This is a genomic window from Propionicimonas sp. (assembly GCF_047606205.1).
Classification (GTDB): domain Bacteria; phylum Actinomycetota; class Actinomycetes; order Propionibacteriales; family Propionibacteriaceae; genus Propionicimonas.
In genome coordinates, this window is the sequence record NZ_JASGES010000180.1 from 1 (window position 1) to 20,675 (window position 20,675).

Consider the following 20,675-nt stretch of genomic DNA (forward strand, 5'->3'; position numbering starts at 1 on the left):
CGCGCGGCCACCGTGCCGGTGTCGGTGACGCCCGCCAGGGCTGCGCCGCCGGGTCAGCCCGCAGCGGGCAGCAGCCCGGCCTCGCGGGCCAGGGCAGAGGTGGCACCGCCGACGCCGAGCGAGAGCGCCTCGGCCAGGTCGGCCGGTGTGTCGACGTCGCGACGCAGCCGGTCCCCCGCCACTGCCGCCCGGTAGCCCGCGGCCCGGTGCGCGGCGAAGGATCCGTTCCCGAACCGCGGCGTCAGGCCGCCGGACACCGCGGCGAGGGCGACGCTCCCCCGGCCGTCGGTGTCGGGCACCACCACGCGGCCGAGGGACGCGGCCACCCGGAGCAGGTCGGCGACGTCCGTCGGCCGCAGGCAGGGCAGGTCGCCGGGGAGCACGGCCAGCGGACCCTCGCCCAGGCCGGCGCACGCGGCGACGATCGCGGCGTTCAGGCCGCGGGGGGCGGCGTCGAGGTGGAACGAGACCGGCGCCGGCCGCCTCGACCCGCCGGGCCGGACCAGGCCACCCGAACCGCGGTGCCCGGCCAGCCCGGTGAGCTCGGGGAACGGCGCGGACAGCGCCACCACGACCTGCTCGACGGGCGCCGACCACCGCAGCGCAGCGATCGTGTCCGCCGCGAACGCCAGCACCCAGCGCGGACGCGCGACCCCGCCCACGGCCGCAGGCAGGCGTGACTTGCCGCGCCCCCCGCCCCGCACCGGCACCACCACCGTCCAGCCCACGACACCCATTTTCCCCGGTCCCGGCGGAGCCGGGTCAGCCCTCCCGCGATGCCCGGTCGCGGCACGGCGGCCGATCAACGCGGGTCGCCGGAGCGTTCACCGTGGTGGTGCTTCCGGCTGTGCTCCTCAGCGGGGCTGGGGCTCGCCCCGCCGGCTCCGGTCCGCTCCTGTTCGGTGACCAGGTTGACGAAGACGTCCTCGATGGACGGCTCGACCTCGCTGACCCTGGCGTCGGCGAAACCGGACCGGGCGAGGCGCTCGCGCAACTCCTCCGAGGTGGTGGTCGCGCCCTGCGGCAGGACGGCGTGCAGGCTGGCGCCGGAGAGGTAGGCGTCGTCGATGCCGTCGGCGTGCTCGAGCCAGTCGAGGGCGTCGTCCGCCCTGTCCAGGGTGATGTCGAAGATGGGCTGGCTGTGCCGGGCGCGCAGGTCGGCAGGGCTGCCGTCGGCGATGATCCGGCCGCGGTAGATGAACGCCAGCCGATTGCAGTACGCCGCCTCGTCCATGTAGTGCGTGGTGACGAAGAGGGTGACTCCGCGCCCGGCGAGTTCGTAGAGCAGGTCCCAGAACTGGCGGCGGGCGACCGGGTCCACCCCGGAGGTCGGCTCGTCGAGGAAGAGCAGCTCGGGGTCGTGGATGGTCGCCGCTCCCAGGGCCAGCCGCTGCCGCCAGCCGACGGACAGGTTGCGGGTGAGTTCGCCCTCGCGTCCGACGAGGTCGGCCATCCGCAGCACGTACTCGCGCTGCGCGGCGAACGTCTCCGCGGGCAGGTCGTAGATGCCGGCGTAGAAGCGCAGGTTCTGCTCGACGGTGAGGTCCTCGAACAACGCGAACTTCTGGCTCATGTACCCGATCCGCGGCTGGACGCGGTGCGGGTGGCGGACCACGTCCTCACCGAGGATCCGGACGCTGCCCGCCGCCGGGCGCATGGTGCCGGTGAGCATGCGGATCGTGGTGGTCTTGCCCGAGCCGTTGGGGCCGAGGAACCCGAAGATCTGGCCGCGCGGCACCACCAGGTCGATGTGGTCGACGGCGGTGAAGCCGCCGAAGGTCTTGGCCAGCCCGCGGACGGAGATGGCGACGGCGGGTGTCTGCTCTGCGGTGCTCACCGGGCGTCCTATGCCGTGATCCGGCGCCGGGTGGCCGCGACGGCGATGCTGAAGATGGCCACCCCGTAGACGGCGAGAACGAGCAGTGGCCTGGCGAGGTCGGCGAACCCGCTGCCCTTCACGAAGCTGCCGCGCAGCACCTCCAGGATGTAGGTCATTGGGATGAAGGCGCTGACCGCCTGCAGCCAGCCGGGCATCGCCTCGACGGGGAAGATGAACCCGGACAGGATCATGAACGGCAGCATCAGGAAGACGATCACCTGCTGCGCCTGCTGCCTGGTGTTGGCCATCAGCGAGATCAGCAGGCCCAGCCCGATGCTGGTCATCATGAACAGCAGCATCCCGGTGGCGATCACCCACACGTTGCCGTGGAACGGGACGTGGAACCAGCCGATGCCGACGCTGGCGACGACGGCGATCTGGACGATCGCGAGCAGCACGTAGGGCGTGATCTTGCCGACGATGTACTCACCCGCCCTGATCGGGGTGACGAACATCTGCTCCAGCGTCCCGGACTCGCGCTCCTTCACGACGGCCTGGCTCATCACGATCATCAGCGAGATCATCGAGATCACCGCGATCAGGCCGGGGACCATGGTGTTGATCGAGTCCAGCGTCGGGTTGTACAGCACGCGCACCTGCGCGTCCACCCCCGGGCCGCCGATCGTTGCTCCCGCCGCAGCCATCCGGGCGCTGTTGATGCCGGCGATGATCTGGGACGCGTACGCGCCGGCGACGGTGGACACCTGGGAGTCCGAGCCGTCCACGACGACGCCGATCGGAGCGGTCCGGCCGTCGGTCAGCGCGTCCTGGGTGCCTTCGGGGATGACCAGGGCGACCTGGATCGTGCCCTGGTCCATCAGCTGCCGTATCTCGGCCTCCGACCCCGGGCGCTGTACCACGGTGAAGTACTCCGAGCTGGAGAAGGCCGAGTCGATCGAGCGCGACACGCCGGTGCGGTCGAGGTCGACGACCGCGGTGTTGAGGTGGGAGATGTCGACGGCGACGACGTACCCGAAGACGAGCAGCTGGACGACGGGGGCGATCACCAGGATGCCGGCCAGGAAGGGGTCCTGGCGCAACTGCAGGAACTCCTTCCAGATCAGCAGTCGGATGCGGCGGATCATCGGCGTGCCTTCCGTGCGTACATCAGGGTGGACATCGCGATCAGGATCACGGTGATCACGATGAGCGCGGTCAGTTCCGGCCACAGCTCGGCGAACCCCGCGCCCTTCAGGAACACCCCGCGTGAGAGCGACACCATGTACCGCGCGGGGAACACGTAGGAGATCCACTGGACCACCTCGGGCATCTGTTCCAGCGGGAAGACGAAGCCGGACAGCAGGAAGGACGGCAGCAGCGCGATCATCAAGGCGGCGATGTTGGCGGTGTCCTCGCTCGGCGCGACGGCGGAGACGGCCAGGCCCATGCCGAGGCTGGACAGGATGAACAGGGTCGCGCCGACGGCGAGGGCCAGGACGCTGCCGCGCAACGGCACCCCCAGCCCGAGCACTCCGATGGCGACGATCACCACGACGTCGACGAACGCCAGGACCGTCCACGGGATGACCTTGCCGATCATCAGTTCCAGCTTGCGCATCGGGCTGACCTCGAGTTGCTCCTCGGTGCCCAGCGTGCGTTCGCGGACGAGCGTGACCGCGGTCTGCTGGACGGTCACGATCGCGAGGATCACCACCATCAGGCCGGGGATCAGGAAGTCGGAGGACCGCCGGTCGGGGTTGTACCAGGTGCGGATCCGCGGGTCGAGGCTGCCCAGGCTGGAGGTGTCGATGCCCTGCTGCTCCGCCCACGCCCTGGTCAGTTCGGTGGAGAACAGCTGGTTGATCGCGACCGAGTAGGACCTGCCGACCTTCGCCGAGTTGGGCTCGGTGCCGTCCACGAGCACGGCGACCTCGGCGCGCCCGCCGGAGCGAACGGCGTGCTCGAAGCCGGCCGGGATGATCACCGCGACCTTGGCCGTTCCCTCCGCGAACGCGGCGTCGACGTCGCTCATGGCCTCGCCGTGGGCGACCACGGTGAAGAAGGCCGACTGTTCGTAGCGCTGCACATACTGCTGGCTGGTCGCCGTGCGGTCGGAGTCGACGACGATGGTGGTGACGTTCTCGATGTCGAAGCTCAAGGCGTAGGAGAACAGCAGCAGCATCATCACCGGCAGCAGCACGACCACGGCCAGCATCCGCCGGTCCCTGCCCAGGTGGCGGAACTCCTTGACGACGACCGCGCCGATCCTGGTCAGCCCGTTCACGCCGCGCCCGCCTGCTGCGCGTCGGCCAGGTAGGCGAACACGGTCTCCATGTCAGGGGTGATCGGGTCGATCGCCGTGTCCTGGAGCCCGGCGGCGGCGAGCACCGGTTCCGGCCGGCCCGTGCCGTCCCAGAGCACCCGGACCACGTCGCCCAGGGGGTGCGCGGAGAGGACGCCGGGCAGCCCGGCCAGGACGCGGGTCGCGGTGCGGGAGTCGGCGGTGCGCACCTCGAACAGCGTGCCGGGGACCAGCGCCTTGATCTCGGCGGGGGTGCCCGCCTGGCGGATCCTCCCGGCATCGAGGAACGCGATCTGCGTGCACCGCTCGGCCTCGTCCATGTACGGGGTGGCGACCAGCACGGTCTTCCCCTCGCGGTGCAGCCCGGCGAGGATCCGCCAGAACTCGCGCCGCGAGACCGGGTCGACGCCGGTGGTCGGCTCGTCGAGCAGCAGCAGGTCGGGCTCGTGCATGAGGGTCGTGGCGAGCATCAGCTTCTGCTTCATCCCGCCGGAGAGGTGTTGCGCCTGCCGGTCCGCGAACTCGGCCAGCCCCATCGCCTCCAGCAGCCGGGGCGCGCGCTCCCGGCGGACCGCCTTCGACACGCCGCGGACGGTCGCGAAGAACTCCATGTTCTCGGCCACCGAGAGATCCGGGTACATCGAGAACCGCTGTGACATGTAGCCGATCCGCGGCCGTACCGCAGCGGTGTCGCCGGTCACCGACAGACCGAACACCTCGGCCCGGCCCGCGTCGGGCGCGAGCGTGGTCGCCAGCATCCGGATCAGGGTGGACTTGCCCGCCCCGTCCGGGCCGAGCAGCCCGAAGACCCCGCCGTCGTCCACTTCGAGGTCGACGCCGTCGACGGCGACCACCGCGCCGAAGCTGCGCCGCAGCCCGGACACACGGACGGCCGGTGCGGCGGGGGCCTGCTGCTGTCCACCCATGGCTCAGGACAGGGCGACGTCGACCGGCATGCCGGGCTTCAGCGTTCCGGAGTCGTCGCTGAGCCTGACCCGGACCTCGTAGACCAGCTTCACGCGCTGGTCCTTGGTCTGGATCGTGTTCGGCGTGAACTGCGCGGAGGTCGCGACGTAGGTCACCGTGCCGGCGAAGGTGGCGGCGCTGGAGTCGGTGGTCGCGGTCGCCGCCCGGCCCACCTTGACGTTCCCGATCTCGGTCTCGGCCACGTAGACCCGGGCGAACAGGCTGCCCGGATCGGTCAGGGTCAGCAGCGTCCGGGCGGCGGACGCGTTCTCGCCCACGTTGACCGTGACCGAGGTCACGGTACCGGCGTGCGGGGCGGTGATCGTGGTGTAGGCCCGCTGGGTGCGGGCGAGTTCGACGGCCGCCTCGGCCTGGGTCACCTTCGCCTTCGCCGCTGTCACGTCGGCGTCGGTGGAGTCGTCGTCGTTCCTGACGTTGGTCAGCGCGGCCTTCGCCGCGGTCACGCCTGCCTTGGCCTGCTCCACCTGCAGCCTCAGGGCGGCGTCGTCCAGCGTGACCAGCGTCTGTCCCTTCTTCACCGCGTCGCCCTCGGCGACCAGCACCCGTCCCACCCGTCCCGAGATCGCCGGCGCGACCTGGTAGGTGTCCGCCTCGACCGATCCGGTCAGGGTGGAGGCGGCCTCGGCGGTCTGGGCAGTGTGGCTCGAGCTCCACCACCACCAGATGCCGCCACCGACCAGCAACAGCAGCAGGATCGCGATCACCGGCCTGGGTGGCCGTCTGCGCGGGGTGTCAGCCATCTTCGTTCATCCGTTCGTCTCGTCGATCGCCGGCCGGCAGCCGGTGAGGGTGACGTCCACCGGGACCCCGGCGGGCAGTTGGTCGGTGGTGGCGCTGAACTGGACCTCCAGCGCCCTGGTCAGGTGGATCTCGTCCGTGGTCACGTCCGAGGGCGGGTAGGTGTACGCCGTGCCGAGCCGGGTGAGGGACGCCTCGACCCCGGACGCCTCCGGCATCCAGTCGCCGCTGATCGCTGCCGCGTCGCCGAGGCACACCTGGGCGGCCTGCGCCGGGGACAGCCAGGCCGTCACCGTGCTCGGCCCGTCCGGACGGATCTCCACCACGCTCGCGCCGGGCGCCAGCACGTCGCCGGTCCGCGCGGCGCCGGTGACCACTCCCGACACCGGGGCGGTGAGTTCGGTCAGGCCGATCTGGACGCGGGCCAGCTCGACCGGGATGCCGGCCGCGTCCGCGGTGATCCCGGCGAGCACCTTGGCGTCCTTCAGGTTCGCCCGCGCGTCGGCGATCCTGTCCGCGGCCTCGTCGAGCCTGCGGGACGCCTGGCCGGCCTTCCTGATCCCGGCCTCCAGCTGGGGCTGCGCCTTCCTAATCTTGACGATGTTCGCCTCGACGGTCCTGATCGCCGCCTTCAGCTGGGCGATCGCCGCCCGCAACTCCTCCTGGGTGGGGGTGCCGGGCGGGGGGCCCGGCGGGTAGTTGGCCAGGAGCTGCTCGACGGCGGCCAGCTTCGCTGCGAGTTGCCCGCGGGCCTTCCTCAGCTGGGTCAGGGCCTTGGCGAGTTGCGTCCTGGTCTTCTTCGCCTTCGTCAGCGCGTCGTCGACCTTGCGTTGCGCGTCCTGGACGTCACGGGCCTTGTCGTCCGTGGTGTCGATCGCGGCCTCGAGCACGTCGACCTGCGCCCGCGCGGCCTTCTGGTCGGCCTCCGCGACCGCGACCTGGGCCGCCAGGGTGCCGTCGTCGAGCCGGGCCACGACCTGACCCGCAGCCACCCGGTCGCCCTCGCGGACCGTCACCGATGACAACCGCACGGACGAACCGAGCCCGAGGATCGCGGCCGGATCGGTCACGGTCGCGGTGTCGCCGTCGGCGAAGCCGGCGCCCACGTCCACGACCGCCGCGGCGAGGATCGGGACGGCCACGGCGTCGGTGTCGTCGTCGACGGTGCCGGTGACGGTGAACCCGGTCGATGCCGTCGTCGCGCAGCCGGCCAGGAGGGCGAGCACCGCCAGGCCGCCGGCGAGCTTGCGCCCGCTCATCGCGGTTCCCCGCGCGTGCCGATCCGTCCGTACAGGAACCCGCTGACGTGGGCGTGCACGTCGAACTGCAGCGGTCCGAGACCGATGGAGTCCGCGATGGCCTTGACGACGTAGGGCATCAGCATCGGCCCGATGAACGCCGGCACCAGGCTCAGCGGCGGTTCGTCCCGCAGGACGCCCTCCTCCTGGTACCGGGTCAGCATCTGGGACACCGCCGCGAACAGTTGCTCGGGGCCACGGATCGATCGCGCCAGCTCGGGGTCGTACAGCACTTCGGTGAGAATCACCCGTGCGGCCGGCCCCACCCCGTCCAGCACGGCGAGGTAGGTGTCGGCCAGCCGGAGGAGATCGGCCTCGATGTCGCCGGTGTAGCCGCCGAACGTCCGCCGGACGGTCGCGAACTTCTGCTCGATGGCGACCTGGATCAGCTTCTTCTTCGTTCCGAACTTGCGGAAGAGCGTGACCTCGTTCACATCGGCACGCTGGGCGATCAGCCGGGTCGTCGCTCCCTTGAGCCCCCGCTCGCCGAGAACCTGCAGGGTCGCGTCGAGAATCGCCTCCGTCGTCGAGGGGGCCTCGGCGTCCGTGGCGGACGACCCGGTGGTAGGGCTCATGCCCTCACGGTAGATCCGCTCTCTCGTGATTGCAAGTGGTTACTTGCTTGCAGGTCGTCCGCCCCGCCCGGGGCGGTGCCGCCGCCCACTCAGAGCGAGCCCCGCAGAGCCGGGACCAGGAAGCGGGCGACGAGGACGAGCGCGACGACTCCGACCAGCAGGTCGGTCCAGGTGGCCAGGATCTCCCTGGAGTTCTTGCCCCTCGTCGTGAGGTGCATCAGCCCGGCCGCGAGCAGGAACATCCCGCCGGCGGCGCCGGCCGGCGCCGCCCATGCCGGAACGACGGCGAACAGGCCGGCCAGCCCCATTCCGAGGTTCGCCGTCGCGAGTTCACGGGTGAGCTGCCGCTGGGCGGGCAGGGGTGCGGCGGAGCCGAGGATCCCGGCGGTGATCTCCGGGCGGACCAGTTGCACGACGCCGGCCACCACGAGCCGCGTTCCCACTCCCCAGAACACCCACCATCGCCCGTAGACCTCGATCGGATCTCCCCCGCGCAGCGCCCACTCGATGGTGCCGGACGCGACGGGCAGCACCACCGTCTGCAGAAGAACGCCGATGACGTAGGCCATGACCGACAGTCTGAACCCACTCGGGGCGGGGAGGCCGGTCGGACCGAGCGGCTACCCCTCGGCTGGTCGGCGGGGCTGCGCGAGGGCCGTCTCCAGCCGAGGGGTCGCGACGCCGAGACGGCGCGCCTCCTGCCATGCGTCGCGGAGCACGGCACGCGGCTCGGCAGCGTCGGGATCGGTGTGTGCCGCCAGGCTCACCCGAGCGATCGGCAGGTGGGCGGTCGCCCACGCCATGATCGCGGCCGAGGCGCCGGGCAACCGGTAGGGAACCAGGGCGCCGCGATGTCGTCGGAGGTCGACCCCGCGCGCACGCAGGACGGGCAGCAGTTCCCGGCTCGTCAGCAGGGCCTCCCGCAGGGCGCGACGGTCGCCGATCATGTTCGCCAGCCCGCCGTGGCGAGACCCCTGCGCGTGCATGCCGACATCGGCCACGAAGTGCAGCCAGAGCCACGCGCGCAGGTCGCCCTCCGCCCTGACCCGGAAGCCGGCCTGCCGGAAGGCCGCCTGTACGGCGAGTTCGCGCGTGCTGGGCGAACCACCCGCCGCACCCAGGATCACGGTTCGCAGCAGCGCGCCGTGCAGGACGTCGTCGCCGTCGAAACCGCCGCCGGCCTGCGGAAACCCCCACACCACCTGGGCGGCGGGAAGCGGTGCGACGGCGGCCAGCGGCTCTGCCCACACATTGCCGAAGACCAGGACCGTGGCCTCGCCCACCCGGGGAGCGAGGAACGCGGCCGCACCCGGGAGGCGATGGTGTGCCACGCTGACCACGACGAGATCGAACCGGTCCCCGGCGTCGACGGACTCCCGGAGCCGGATCGGCACCGCCCGCCGGACCCTGCGACCGCGCCGCGTCCTGCGCGCGTCGATGAGGTCCAGCCGCACGCTGTCCCCGTACAGCGCCGCGCGGCCAGGACGGACGTAGAACTCGACGTCGTGGCCGGCGGATTGGAACGCCTGACCATAGATCGTTGCGATCACTCCCCGGCCGAACATCAGGATGCGCATCGTCGGGACCTCATTCTCGGCGGCTAAGTGGAGACGATCTCCAAATGCTAAGATATGGAGGTCATCTCCGATTGTCAAGGACAGGCGTCCGGAGGAGGAGCGATGCGCGCCGATGCCCGCCGCAACCGGGACGCGATCGTCGCGGCCGCGAGAGTCGCGTTCGAACGCAACGACCAACTGCGGTTCGACGACTTCGCCAGGCGCGCCGGGGTGGGCGTCGGCACCCTCTACCGGCACTTTCCGACCCGGGAGGCGCTGGCCGCGGCGGTCTACCAGGGCGAGGTGACGGCGCTGTGCGAACGGGCGCGCACGTCCGCCCGGCCCGCCGCGGAGGAGCTCGAGGCCTTCCTGCGCGGTTTCACGGACTACGTCATCGCCCACGCCGCGCTCGCCCGGACGCTCGCCGCCCTGGCGACCCCGGACGTCCAGGCCGACGGCGGGGGCGAACTGGAGCGCACGGTGGCCGAACTGATGGACCGGGCCGCCGCCGAGGGAGCCATCCGGCCCGGCATCCTTCCGGGAGGGGTGATGGTCGTCCTGCACGGAATCGGCTCCACGGCCGATCGCCCGGACTGGCCAGCCGAGGCGCGGGCGGCGGTCGAACTCCTGGTCACAGGACTCAGGCCGGTCTGACCGGCCGCCCTCCGCGCGGCCCCCACCCGGCAGCTCCTGTTGAAATGACCTGCGAACGGCGGGGCTGATGTGGAAACTTCTGGGCGTTGCTGATAGCACTATGTGCGTGACACCGGCTGGCTGGCGGGCCAGCGGGACGCAGGCGGTGGGGAATTGAGGTGGGGGGATGGCTGACGTGCGTCGGGAGCGCCTGCTGGAGGCTCTGGACTCACCGTTGCCGCTGGTCGTGGTCGAAGCAGTGCCCGGTGGCGGCAAGCGGACGCTGCTCAACCAGTGGGCGAGGGAACAGGCGGCGGAACGGCGGATCGTGCTCCGACTGGCGGCGGAGGCCAACCTGGGCCAGGTGCGGGGGATGATCGGGGCGACGCTCCGGCGGATCGGCGCCACCACCGTCCCGGCCGGCCCCGAAGACGGCGTGGCGGCCCTGCGGCGCCAGGTGCAGGAGTTGCCGATGCCGGTGGCGCTCGGTCTCGATGGCGCCGACCATCTCCCTTCCGACGCCCTCACCGAACTCCTGGGCCTCGTCGTGGGCGCCGATCGCCTCCGGATGGTGATCGCACTGTTCGACGGGTCGCCGGTCATCGAGGCGGCCACCCAGTGGGGGCTGCCCTACGCCGTCCTGGACGACCAGGACCTGGAGTTCACCGCGGACGAGGTCGGGACGCTCATGCGGGCCAGCAACCTCGCGCCGGTCAACGGTGCCGCGACCTCCGTCCACCACGTGACGCGCGGACATCCCGGTCTGGTGGCCGCCGTGCTGGAGGCATTTCCCGACGAAGCCATGCTGGGCACCATTACCTCCGGACAGGCGCTCAGCGCGTTCCTTGGCCGGCTGGGGCCGGACCTGCTGGGCTCAGGGGTCGCCGACTTCGTGACCCACCTGGTGCGAGTGCCACGCTTCTCCGCCGTGGAGGCGAGAGTCATCGCTCAGGACGACCGTGCCGCCTCCCACCTCCATCGGCTCCAGCGACTCGGCCTGGGAGAGATGACCTACGTCGCGGCGACGCGTGAGCGCATGTTCTTCTGGTACGAACCGGTGCGGCTCAGCATCGCCCGGTTCCTCGACGAGATCGGCGATCGCCCGCAGGAGCTGTCGGACCGCGTCCTGGCCGCCGCCGAGCGCGTGGACGACCACGAGCTCCGCGTCGCCACCCTGGTGGCGACGGGAGACCTGGGCGGCGCCGAGCGGCTCCTGCGCGACTGGCTGTGGGACCTGCTGCCCGACGGGAACCAGCCGATCTGGCGCACCTTGCAGGAACTCAGTCCGCAGCAGCTCGCCGGGTACCCCGGGCTGCTCTGCATCTGGCTGCGGGTCGCCCTCCAGCCCGGCCGGCCCCCGGCCCCGGGCGTGACCTCCGCGATCGCCACCAATGTGGTCGCCAACACTCCTCGCGAGCCCTGGGATCGACTGGCCGCACTGGCCCGTGGCCTCGAGCTGGCCCGGCAGAGCGGCGAGCCCGAGCTGATCAAGAATTTCGCGATCCGGGCGCGGGATCTGGCCGCGGAACTGCCGGCCGCCGCCGCGCCCGTTCTCGCTCCGGCGACGGTCTCGGACCTGCTGGTCGTCGCACAGACCTCGCTCCAGCTCGGCAACACCACCTTCGCCTCCGAGTTCGCGCAGTACGCGATCCGGACGATCGAGGCCGACCGGCGCCGGCTCGATCCCACCGGGGCGAGACTCGCCTTCGCGTCCCGCCTGGTGTTGTTCTCGAGCCGGGAACGGGGCAGGGAGGACCCGGTCGAGGCCGCCGTGGTGCTGTCCGGCTGGCGGGGATACTCGCGGGAAGGCGATGCGGTGGCCGCCCATCTCGCGATCATGTGGAGGGAACTGGACGCGGGGAATCTGGCGCTCGCCGAGGCGCACTGCCGGTTGGCGAGCGATCGGGTGGCACGTCCGGTCGAGTGGCCCGGGCTGCTGTTCACACGGGCGATCATCCTGGCGATCCAGGGCGAGGCCGCCGAGCTGGCCAGCGTCGCCCGGCAGTACGACCGGGCGAGCATCTGGAACCGGGACCCGGCCCTCGAGGCGGCCGGACAGTCCCACGAGTGGGCGAACGTCCTGATGCGACGGCTGATCGGGCGGGATCTGCCCTCGCCGGAGTTTCTTCCGCCGCAGGAGGGCGCCGAGCCGTTCTCCGATGCCGCCTTCGCCCCGAGGATCAACCACGGCGTCTGGCTGATGGAGGCGCTCAACGCGCTTCGCGCGGGCCGCCTCGCGGTCGCACGGTCGGCGCTGGAGCGTGCGATCACCGTCCTTCCGTCCTCCGGTCTCGCGCCGGTGATCCTCTCACTCGCCAGCCCCGACGAGGTCCAGCAGCTGGCCGAGATCATCCGTGACCACCCCGGCGCCGCCGACCTCCGACTCGAGCAGGCGTGCGACTACGCCAGGACGGAGCGGACGCCTCCCGGAGACCTGTCGGCGCGGGAGCTCGAGATCCTCCGCTTCCTCCGCGACGGGGCGTCCAACCGGACCATGGCGGAAGCGATGTTCCTCTCGGTCAACACCGTCAAATTCCACCGGGCCAAGCTGATGCGCAAGCTCGGCGCCAACAGCCGCGACGAGGCGCTGGAGGCTGCGGCGAGGTTGGGGCTCTAGCCCGGTTCCGGGCCAGGATGCGCCGGATCGCCTCCGGTCGGCAGGATCCGCCCGGCACGAACGGAACCGTCCCCGACGGGTCGCCCGCCCGCACGCGGGCCGGCGACCCACCCTCGGGGTAGGCGGACAACGCCCCCGGACTACCCCGCGGGGTGGTTTCCGCCCGTGCGGCGACAGCCGGCACCCGGGCCAACGGAAAATGAGGTGTCCGTGCCCATCATGGGGTTTCCGAGGTCTTCTCGTGACGAATCGAGTCAGCGCGGAACCCCTCGTCAGCGGGAGTCCCACTTTGACGAGCCAGATCGTTGCCCCTACCCCAAGACAGCAGCTGACCCGACGCGGGCTTGCGGGCCTGCTCAGCCTGATCCTCGCGGTTGTCACCCTCGGGTTCGTCGCGCCCACGGCCTATGCCACCACCGGCATCAGCGCCAGCCTGCTGCTGAACGGCGACAGCTACGAGGGGACGCCAGTGGTCACCGAGGGTGACACCCTGACTCTTCGGCTCCAGTACACCGACCAGGTCGCCCCGGGCTCGACGGTCGAGTTCGAACTCGGCGACAATGTGACCCTGACGACCGTGCCGAGCGGGAACACGGCCATCGCCAGTGTGGTCAAGGACGGGAACAAGGTCCGGATCACCTTCGCCGACCCGTGGCCGAACGGGGTGAACCAGGGGGTCTCCGACCTGAAGTTCACCGTGAACGCCGTGGACGAGAGCACCAAGGACAAGATCACCTGGAAGATCGACGGCGAGGAGTCCTCCCGTGACGTGATCATCCGCAACTCCGGCGACGAGTTCGCCAATGTCACCAACGGGCAGAGCAAGAACCTCTCCCCGGACAACCGCAGCAACGTCGTGTCGGTCTCCTCCGACGGGGTGGTGAGCCTCAGCACCGGTGTGATCGGCTCCACCCTGACCACCTACACGCTGCGGGTGACCAGCGCCGAGGCGCGCAACGGCCTGACCATCGCCGACCAGCTGCCCGCCAACCTCGCCTACCTGGCGGCCTCCTTCTCCGCGCAGCTGACCACCTGGGACGCCGACGGGCTCAACCGCGAGACGAACCCGTTCGCCTTCTCGCCGACCATCACCGGCAACTCCTTCACCAGCAGCGTCGACCTGCCTGCCGACTCGATCCTGGTCATCACCTATGCCGTGACCGTGCCGGACGAGGCGGCCCGCCTCGCCCTGCAGACGCAGCTGCAGGCCGCGGCCGACGCGAGGAACGGAGACCCGGGGAACTTCTCCGTCTCCCTGCAGAACACGGCGAGCTTCGGCACCGAGAACCGCTCGGCGACGCTGCAGCTGACCGGCACCCTGCCGGCCGCGCCCGGGCCGACCCCCGGCTCCGCGTTCGGCAAGACCTCCGACTGGACGACCCAGGAACTGAAGGCCAACGCCGACGGCACGCTGACCCCGCCCGAGGACATCACCTACACCCTGCACGCGGACCTCGCCCAGTGGGACGGCCGGCCCGACCACGCGAACTACACGCTGACCCGCAACATCGTGATCCGCGACGCACTGCCGGTCCAGGCGAGCTGGAACACCACCGACCCGGCCTTCCTCACCGTCAGCGGCAACCTGGCGCTGGCTCCTGCCGCGGACGGCGTGGCCTGCACCGACGCGGCGATGGCCGTGGACGCCCAGGTCGGGACCTACTGCGTCAGCGGTCAGGTCCTGCTGATCAACGTGGGCAAGGACTCCGGCACGAGCCTCGACATCGCGGTGAAGGCACAGGTCAACACCGTCACGGGCCTGCCCGACCACTCCGGGGGCACCACCATCAAGGACGGGCACGCCTACCGGCTGCGCAACACCGCCCAGTTCACCTACCGCGACGGCAGTCCGTACACCGTCAACCGCGACGCCAAGATCGTGACCCTGCCCGAGGACACGTCCAACGGCATCAACGACTCCAGCGTCTTCACCAAGCAGGGCACCACCGACGACGCGGCCGTCGACCCGGGCGACACGGTGACCATGCACTACACCTTCACCGTCGCCGCGGGTAAGGGCATCGACGTCCGCACCAGTCGGATCGTGGACTACATCGACGACACGATCTTCGACCTGAGCGACCCGTCCGCCATCGACATCAGCGGAACCTACGACGGGCAGGCCCTGAACTCCACCCACTTCGTCACCAGCATCGACGCGGACAAGGACCTGGTGATCGCCCTGAGCGACGCCGGGAAGGCCGTCGTGACGACGCGCGGCGCCGACAAGCGCCTGGTGGTCAACATCGCGCTGACCACGGTGCCCTTCGAGGGCAAGGAGACCAGGACCATCACGAACCGCGCCACGTTGTTCGGCGAGGACGGCGATCCCGACTACTGGTCGGAGAGCAGCCTGGACGCCACCTCCTACGGGGACGAGGCCGAGGTCCGCAAGACGGTGTACGACCGTGGCGACGAGGCCTGGGTGCAGACCCTGAAGGCGCAGCGGGACGCCGGGGGCCAGCTGACCCAGAGCGTCTTCACCTACCGGGTCGAGTTCATCCCCCACGGTGACTACGACAGCGTCGTGATCGCCGACGTCCGCGACGTGCTGCCCAGCGGCGTGTCCTTCCTCGGTTTCGTGACCGCGGCGAACGCGGCGACGGCGGAGAACCCCGTGGCCGGCCCGGTGGACATCGGCGGCAACATCGAGGCCACCTACTCCGGCGGCGTGGTGACGCTGCGGCAGAAGGACGGAACGGTCCTCGACGCCGGTGAGTCGATCGCGGCGTACTTCGCGGTCCAGGTCGTCGATCCGTCGGCCGTGGTCCCGATCGTCAACCAGATCGGCACCACGCGGGCAGAGATCGTCCCGATCTCCTACGCGGTGGGCGACTACGTGTGGATCGACGCCGACCGCGACGGTGTGCAGGATGCCGGCGAGGACGTTCTGCCCGGCGTGACGGTGGACCTCCTCAACGCGGCGGGTGAGGTGGTCGCCACGACCACCACCGACGCGCAGGGCCGCTACCTGTTCGACGGGCTGCCCGCCGGGACCTACCAGGTGCGGTTCACCCTCACCGAGGAGCAGGCCGCCCGCTACACCTTCACCACCGAGGGCGCCGGTGACAGCGATGCCGACGACTCCGACGCGGTGGTCCAGACCGGTGGCCGGATCGGGCTGACCAGGCAGTTCGTCCTGGACGGCACCAACACCGCGCTCACCGGCGACTACGACAGGGAGGTGCAGGCGTCGGAGGGGATCGATCCCACCTGGGACGCCGGTGTCGTGCTCAAGTCGGTCTCCGTGGGTGACTACGTCTGGGTCGACAGCAACCGCGACGGCAGGCAGGATCCCGGTGAGCCGGGCATCCCCGGCGTCGTCCTGGAACTGGTCGGTCCCGACGGCGAACCCGTCACCGACGTCCACGGCAACCCGGTGGGGCCGGTGACGACCGGGCCGAACGGCGAGTACACCTTCGAGAACCTGCCCGCCCTGAGCGGTGAGCAGACCTACACGGTGCGGATCGACACCGAAGCGTCGGCCGAGGCGCTGCGCCCCTACGTCCCCACCAGCCCCAGCCAGGGAGACCGGCAGGGCGACTCGTCCAGCTGGGAGGCGATGACCGAACCGGGCGACCTGCACGAGGACGGCGACCGCGACCCGACGCTCGACTTCGGGTTCGTCGCCAAGACCTACGCCATCGGCGACTACGTGTGGATCGACGCCAACCGTGACGGCAGCCAGGGCGACGACGAGGATCCCCTGCCCGGGGTCCGGGTCGACCTGCTGGACAGCGACGGCCACGTGATCGCCACCACCACGACCGACGACGCCGGCCGCTACCTGTTCGACAATCTCGAGGCAGGCACCTACCAGGTGCGGTTCACGCTGACGGACAAGCAGAAGAAGACCTACCGGTTCACCTCTCGCGACTCCGGGGACGACGCCGCCGACTCCGATGCGGACCGCTCCACCGGCCTCACGACCACGATCGTGCTGGGCGAGGAGAACACCGCGCTGACCAAGGAGTACGAGTACGGGACCGTGAACGCCTCGGAGGGCATCGACCCGACCTGGGACGCGGGGGTGATCCTGCGAGCCTCCTCGTCGGACGGCTCCGATGACGACGGTGACGATTCGCTCGCCTACACCGGTGTCAGCGCCGGGCTGTGGGGGCTGGGCATCGCCGGCATCGCCCTGGTCCTGGTCGGCATCGGTCTGCGACGCCGCCGGCAGCAGGCCTGATCGGCGCACCGGGTCCATCGCATCGCCGGTCGAGCGTGTCACGAGCACGCTCGACCGGCGATTCGTCGCTACGCCGTTCTACGCACGACCACGGGACGTGATTCCGGCCCCGAAGTGCTTACCATGTGTGAAGTTTCTACTCTTCACCAGGGGGCGCCTGCACGATGCGGCAACCATTCCTTGCATCCGACCATCCCCGCTACAAGTGGGTGGCACTGAGCAACACCACACTCGGCACGCTGATGGCCACGATCAGTGGCTCCATCGTGCTGATCTCGCTGCCCGCGATCTTCAAGGGCATCGAGCTGGACGCGTTGCAGGCGAGCAACGTCAGCTACCTGCTCTGGATGATCATGGGCTATCTGCTGGTCACGGCGGTCTTCGTGGTGGCCTTCGGCCGGCTGGGCGACATGTACGGCCGGGTGCGGATCTACAACCTGGGCTTCCTCGTCTTCACGCTCGCGGCGATCGGCTGCGCGGCCGTCCCGTACCAGGGCGGCGCCGGCGCGCTGTGGCTGATCGTGTGGCGCCTGGTCCAGGCGGTCGGCGGCGCGATGCTGTTCGCCAACTCGACCGCCATCATCACCGACGCCTTCCCCGCCGACCGGCGTGGCCTGGCGATGGGCATCAACCAGGTGGCGGCGATCGCGGGCAGCTTCGTCGGGCTCGTCCTGGGCGGCGTCCTCGCCGTGGTGCACTGGCGGGCGGTCTTCCTGGTCAGCGTCCCGGTCGGAGTGGTCGGCACGATCTGGGCCTACGCCTCGCTGCACGAGGCCGGCGAGCGCAATCCCGGGCGGCTGGACTGGCCGGGCAATGTCACGTTCTCGCTCGGGCTGACGGCCCTGCTCGCAGCGAGCACCTACGGCATCCAGCCGTACGGCGGCCAGCCCACCGGATGGACGAACCCGTGGGTGCTGGCCGGCCTGATCGGCGGAGTCGCGGTCCTGGGCCTGTTCGTGTGGGTCGAACTGCGCAGCCCGGCACCGATGCTCGACCTGCGGCTGTTCCGGATCCGGGCCTTCAGCGCGGGGAACCTCGCGTCCCTGCTCGCAGCGATCGGACGCGGCGGCCTGCAGTTCATGCTGATCATCTGGCTGCAGGGCATCTGGCTGCCACTGCACGGCTACGCCTACGAGGACACCCCCCTGTGGGCAGGGATCTACATGCTCCCGATCACGCTCGGCTTCCTCGTCGCAGGACCGATCTCCGGCACCCTCTCCGACCGGTTCGGCGCACGCGGCTTCGCGTCGGTCGGGCTGCTGGTCGTCGCCGGCACGTTCGTGCTCTACCTGCTGATGCCGGTGAACTTCGAGTACTGGCAGTTCGCGGTGGTGTCGCTGCTCTCGGGCATCGGCTCGGGCATGTTCGGCGCGCCGAACCGGACCGCGATCATGAACAGCGTCCCCGCGAGCGAGCGCGGCGCCGCGTCCGGGGTGTCGGCCACCGTGCAGAACGCGGGCTCGTCGATGTCGATCGGCGTGTTCTTCTCGCTGATGGTGGTCGGACTGGCCGGTTCGCTTCCGACCACCCTGCGCGACGGACTGCTCGCCCACGGCGTCCCGGACGCGGTCGCCGGGAAATTGGCCAACCTGCCACCCGTCGACAGCCTGTTCGCCGCCTTCCTGGGCTACAACCCGATCGAGTCGCTGCTGGGCCCGTCCGTGCTGGGTTCGCTGGACCCCGCGGACGCCGCCGCGCTGACCGGCAAGGAGTTCTTTCCGCAGCTGATCTCCGGGCCGTTCCACGACGGGCTGGTCGTGGTGTTCGTGGTCGCCGCAGTGATGTCCTTCATCGGTGCGCTCGCCTCGCTGAGCCGGGGCAAGCGGTTCGTCCACGACGAACATGTCGGAGCGCTCGGCCGTACGCTGGAGGGAACCGTGCGCGAGGACTCGCAGGTTCCGGCGGTCGAGCCCGTCGCGCTCAGCCGGATCGACCCGGGTGGTGAGGGATGAGGATCGAGGACGAACGCGCCCACGACCGGGCGGAGGTGGCGGCGCGCCTGACCCCGGCGCTGTCGAGGGTGGCACGACGGCTGCGTCCGGCGAGCGGCGAACTCGCCATCGGCCACTTCTCGGTGCTGTCGACCCTGGACCGCTTCGGCGCCCAGCGACCCAGCGACCTGGGCCGGATCGAGCGCTTCACCCAGCCCGCCGTCACCCGAGTGGTCGGCGCGCTGGAGGAGCGCGGACTGGTCGCCAGGAGTCCCAGCCCGGACGACGCCCGCTCGAGCATCGTCGAGATCACCGACGCGGGCAGACGCCTGCTGCGCGACACGCGTGCCGAGCAGGCGGGCATCGTCCTGCGCCTGCTCGACGTGCTCGACGACGAGCAGGTCCGCCTGCTCGCCGCGGCGCTCGAGCCGCTGGAGGCCGTGGCCAGCGAGGCGAGCCTGGGCACCTGCGCGGCCCCGGTGCCAGCCGGCCGCTGAGCGCTGCACCCGCGACGGTGTCGCGCGGAGCTATCTCCCACGACGTCAGTGTTGGCTCCGCCTGGGGTGCTTGCGGGTAACCGCCTCGATCGCGCTCAGTCGGCGTCGAAGGTGACCACCACCTTGTCGGCCGCACCCGGGGTAGCGGCGAGCGCGAGCGCTTCGAGGGCGCCCTCGAACGGGACTTCGTCGCTGACGATCACCGCGTACCGTTCCCAATTGTCGATGAGGGCGTCGGTGACCTCGAAGATCTCCGACGGATAGCCCATGGACGTACGGATGTCGATCTCGGCACCAAGGATCTCGGCAAAGTCGACCTCGACCGGGCGCTTGTGCACGGCAACGATCGTGAGCACCGCACCGCGTTTGGCCGCGGTCAGGGCGGTCGTCACGACCTGGGCGGCGCCGGCCGCGTCGATGTACACGTCCGTCCCCGCCTTCGCCGCATGTCCTGGCCGAGCGGGAACCTCGCCGTGCAGTTGGCGCAGCCGGGCAACGGCGTCCACCTCCGCGGAGTTGATCACGGCGTCCGCGCCGGCCAGCAGGGCCTTCTCCAGCCGCGAGGGGACCAGGTCGACCACGACGACATGCGCGACACCCCTGGACTTCAGGCTGATCGCCGCGCCGAGCCCGATCGGCCCGGCACCGAACACGACGGCCGTGTCCCCTGCCTTCGCTCCGGATCGATTGACCGCGTGGTGGGCGACCGCCATCGGTTCATTGAGTGCAGCTACCGCCCACGGGAGATGGTCGGGCACCACCCGTAGCGTCCTGCCCGCCACGGCGTCCTCGATCAGCAAGTAGTCGGCCAGGCCACCGTGGGCCCCGCCCGAACCGATGATGCCCGAGGGCGCGGCCATCGGGTTCGGCACCACATGGTCGCCGACCTTCACGGCCACCACCTTCGCGCCGACCTCGACGACCTCGCCCGCGGGCTCATGTCCCAGAGGCGTCGCACCTTCACGCGGCGGGATGCCCCCGTGCACGGTGTACATCCCGTCCGATCCACAGATGCCGCAGGCGCGCACCTTGATCAGCACGTCGCCAGGCCCGACCTCGGGCCTGGGCACCTCCACCCAGCCAGCCCTTCCCGGACCGGTGACGTAGACAGCCTTCATGATTGATCCTTCCCTTCCCGGTGCCGCGCGCCGGTCAACTCTCGACCAGCTGCCGCCAGCCTTGCCGGAGGGCGGGACGCACGAATCAGCCGGACAGATCGACTCTGGCTACCGCGATCGCGGTATGCCGGGTCCGACCGTGGGTGGAGACGAATGAGCCGCCCCCTCATCGGTCCACAACCCGGTGCACCAAGTGGCAATCGCCGACCAACCAACCCGGACCGAGTCGGGGACGGTTCCCTTCTCGGTCCACCAACCCCAGACCGAGCACCGGATGGACCGAGTCAGGAACCGTCCCCCATTTAGCCCAGAACCCGACCAACCAACCCGGACCGAGTCGGGGACGGTTCCCTTCTCGGTCCACCAACCCCAGACCGAGCAACGGACGGACCAAGTCAGGAACCGTCCCCTATTC

General features: G+C 70.6%; 16 protein-coding genes. 5 read left to right on the forward strand and 11 right to left on the reverse strand.

Translation table 11 applies throughout. From position 1 onward, the window contains the following. Nucleotides 1-53: 53 nt before the first annotated feature. From cofC to QM633_RS11130, 10 genes are all read right to left on the reverse strand, one after another. A complete protein-coding gene (gene cofC / locus QM633_RS11085; protein ID WP_415153818.1) occupies nt 54-728 on the reverse strand; it encodes a 2-phospho-L-lactate guanylyltransferase in 675 nt (224 codons plus the stop codon). A gap of 74 nt (nt 729-802) precedes the next feature. Next, nucleotides 803-1,837, reverse strand: coding sequence for an ATP-binding cassette domain-containing protein (locus QM633_RS11090; RefSeq protein WP_415153819.1), 1,035 nt, complete (start codon nt 1,835-1,837; stop codon nt 803-805). An 8-nt stretch (nt 1,838-1,845) separates the two neighbouring features. Next, nucleotides 1,846-2,964 (reverse strand): ABC transporter permease, encoded by a 1,119-nt coding sequence (locus QM633_RS11095; RefSeq protein ID WP_415153820.1) that lies wholly within the window; start codon nt 2,962-2,964, stop codon nt 1,846-1,848. Further along, entirely contained in the window at nt 2,961-4,103 is a 1,143-nt protein-coding gene (locus QM633_RS11100) for an ABC transporter permease (protein ID WP_415153821.1), read from the reverse strand. Before QM633_RS11100 ends, QM633_RS11095 begins: the two co-directional genes overlap by 4 nt. Next, nucleotides 4,100-5,047, reverse strand: a complete 948-nt coding sequence (locus QM633_RS11105; protein WP_415153822.1) for an ABC transporter ATP-binding protein — start codon at nt 5,045-5,047, stop codon at nt 4,100-4,102. The genes QM633_RS11100 and QM633_RS11105 overlap by 4 nt, the downstream gene beginning before the upstream one ends. Nucleotides 5,048-5,050: 3 nt before the next feature. Next, on the reverse strand, nt 5,051-5,848 hold the full coding sequence (locus QM633_RS11110; RefSeq protein WP_415153823.1) for an efflux RND transporter periplasmic adaptor subunit: 798 nt from the start codon (nt 5,846-5,848) through the stop codon (nt 5,051-5,053). 6 nt (nt 5,849-5,854) lie between these two features. Continuing rightward, on the reverse strand, nt 5,855-7,105 hold the full coding sequence (locus QM633_RS11115) for an HlyD family secretion protein (protein WP_415153824.1): 1,251 nt from the start codon (nt 7,103-7,105) through the stop codon (nt 5,855-5,857). After that, nucleotides 7,102-7,719: a TetR/AcrR family transcriptional regulator gene (locus QM633_RS11120; RefSeq protein ID WP_415153825.1), complete on the reverse strand. Its 618-nt coding sequence runs from the start codon at nt 7,717-7,719 to the stop codon at nt 7,102-7,104. Before QM633_RS11120 ends, QM633_RS11115 begins: the two co-directional genes overlap by 4 nt. Nucleotides 7,720-7,808: 89 nt before the next feature. After that, nucleotides 7,809-8,288, reverse strand: a complete 480-nt coding sequence (locus tag QM633_RS11125) for a DUF6790 family protein (protein ID WP_415153826.1) — start codon at nt 8,286-8,288, stop codon at nt 7,809-7,811. Between the two features lie 51 nt (nt 8,289-8,339). Beyond that, complete coding sequence (locus tag QM633_RS11130; RefSeq protein WP_415153827.1) at nt 8,340-9,296, reverse strand: ketopantoate reductase family protein; 957 nt, start codon at nt 9,294-9,296, stop codon at nt 8,340-8,342. A gap of 102 nt (nt 9,297-9,398) precedes the next feature. Between QM633_RS11130 and QM633_RS11135 the strand changes: the two genes are divergently transcribed. The 5 genes from QM633_RS11135 to QM633_RS11155 all read left to right on the forward strand — a co-directional run bounded on the left by QM633_RS11135 (nt 9,399) and on the right by QM633_RS11155 (nt 19,142). Beyond that, a complete protein-coding gene (locus QM633_RS11135) occupies nt 9,399-9,929 on the forward strand; it encodes a TetR/AcrR family transcriptional regulator (protein WP_415153828.1) in 531 nt (176 codons plus the stop codon). Nucleotides 9,930-10,095: 166 nt separating this feature from the next. Beyond that, nucleotides 10,096-12,525 (forward strand): LuxR C-terminal-related transcriptional regulator, encoded by a 2,430-nt coding sequence (locus tag QM633_RS11140; RefSeq protein ID WP_415153829.1) that lies wholly within the window; start codon nt 10,096-10,098, stop codon nt 12,523-12,525. Between the two features lie 289 nt (nt 12,526-12,814). Beyond that, nucleotides 12,815-16,714, forward strand: coding sequence for an SdrD B-like domain-containing protein (locus QM633_RS11145; RefSeq protein ID WP_415153830.1), 3,900 nt, complete (start codon nt 12,815-12,817; stop codon nt 16,712-16,714). A 164-nt stretch (nt 16,715-16,878) separates the two neighbouring features. Beyond that, nucleotides 16,879-18,666 (forward strand): MFS transporter, encoded by a 1,788-nt coding sequence (locus QM633_RS11150; protein ID WP_415153831.1) that lies wholly within the window; start codon nt 16,879-16,881, stop codon nt 18,664-18,666. Continuing rightward, nucleotides 18,663-19,142, forward strand: coding sequence for a MarR family winged helix-turn-helix transcriptional regulator (locus QM633_RS11155; RefSeq protein WP_415153832.1), 480 nt, complete (start codon nt 18,663-18,665; stop codon nt 19,140-19,142). Before QM633_RS11150 ends, QM633_RS11155 begins: the two co-directional genes overlap by 4 nt. A 95-nt stretch (nt 19,143-19,237) precedes the next feature. Here the strand turns inward: QM633_RS11155 and QM633_RS11160 are convergent, their stop codons facing one another. Continuing rightward, entirely contained in the window at nt 19,238-20,260 is a 1,023-nt protein-coding gene (locus tag QM633_RS11160; protein WP_415153833.1) for a zinc-dependent alcohol dehydrogenase, read from the reverse strand. Nucleotides 20,261-20,675 lie beyond the last annotated feature (415 nt).

Bases quoted from the DNA above. Each gene is read 5' to 3' on its own strand.
- QM633_RS11095 (WP_415153820.1), bottom strand. From the start codon at position 2,964: ATGATCCGCCGCATCCGACTGCTGATCTGGAAGGAGTTCCTGCAGTTG.
- QM633_RS11105 (WP_415153822.1), bottom strand. From the start codon at position 5,047: ATGGGTGGACAGCAGCAGGCCCCCGCCGCACCGGCCGTCCGTGTGTCC.
- QM633_RS11110 (WP_415153823.1), bottom strand. From the start codon at position 5,848: ATGGCTGACACCCCGCGCAGACGGCCACCCAGGCCGGTGATCGCGATC.
- QM633_RS11115 (WP_415153824.1), bottom strand. From the start codon at position 7,105: ATGAGCGGGCGCAAGCTCGCCGGCGGCCTGGCGGTGCTCGCCCTCCTG.
- QM633_RS11120 (WP_415153825.1), bottom strand. From the start codon at position 7,719: ATGAGCCCTACCACCGGGTCGTCCGCCACGGACGCCGAGGCCCCCTCG.
- QM633_RS11125 (WP_415153826.1), bottom strand. From the start codon at position 8,288: ATGGCCTACGTCATCGGCGTTCTTCTGCAGACGGTGGTGCTGCCCGTC.
- QM633_RS11130 (WP_415153827.1), bottom strand. From the start codon at position 9,296: ATGCGCATCCTGATGTTCGGCCGGGGAGTGATCGCAACGATCTATGGT.
- QM633_RS11135 (WP_415153828.1), top strand. From the start codon at position 9,399: ATGCGCGCCGATGCCCGCCGCAACCGGGACGCGATCGTCGCGGCCGCG.
- QM633_RS11140 (WP_415153829.1), top strand. From the start codon at position 10,096: ATGGCTGACGTGCGTCGGGAGCGCCTGCTGGAGGCTCTGGACTCACCG.
- QM633_RS11150 (WP_415153831.1), top strand. From the start codon at position 16,879: ATGCGGCAACCATTCCTTGCATCCGACCATCCCCGCTACAAGTGGGTG.
- QM633_RS11155 (WP_415153832.1), top strand. From the start codon at position 18,663: ATGAGGATCGAGGACGAACGCGCCCACGACCGGGCGGAGGTGGCGGCG.
- QM633_RS11160 (WP_415153833.1), bottom strand. From the start codon at position 20,260: ATGAAGGCTGTCTACGTCACCGGTCCGGGAAGGGCTGGCTGGGTGGAG.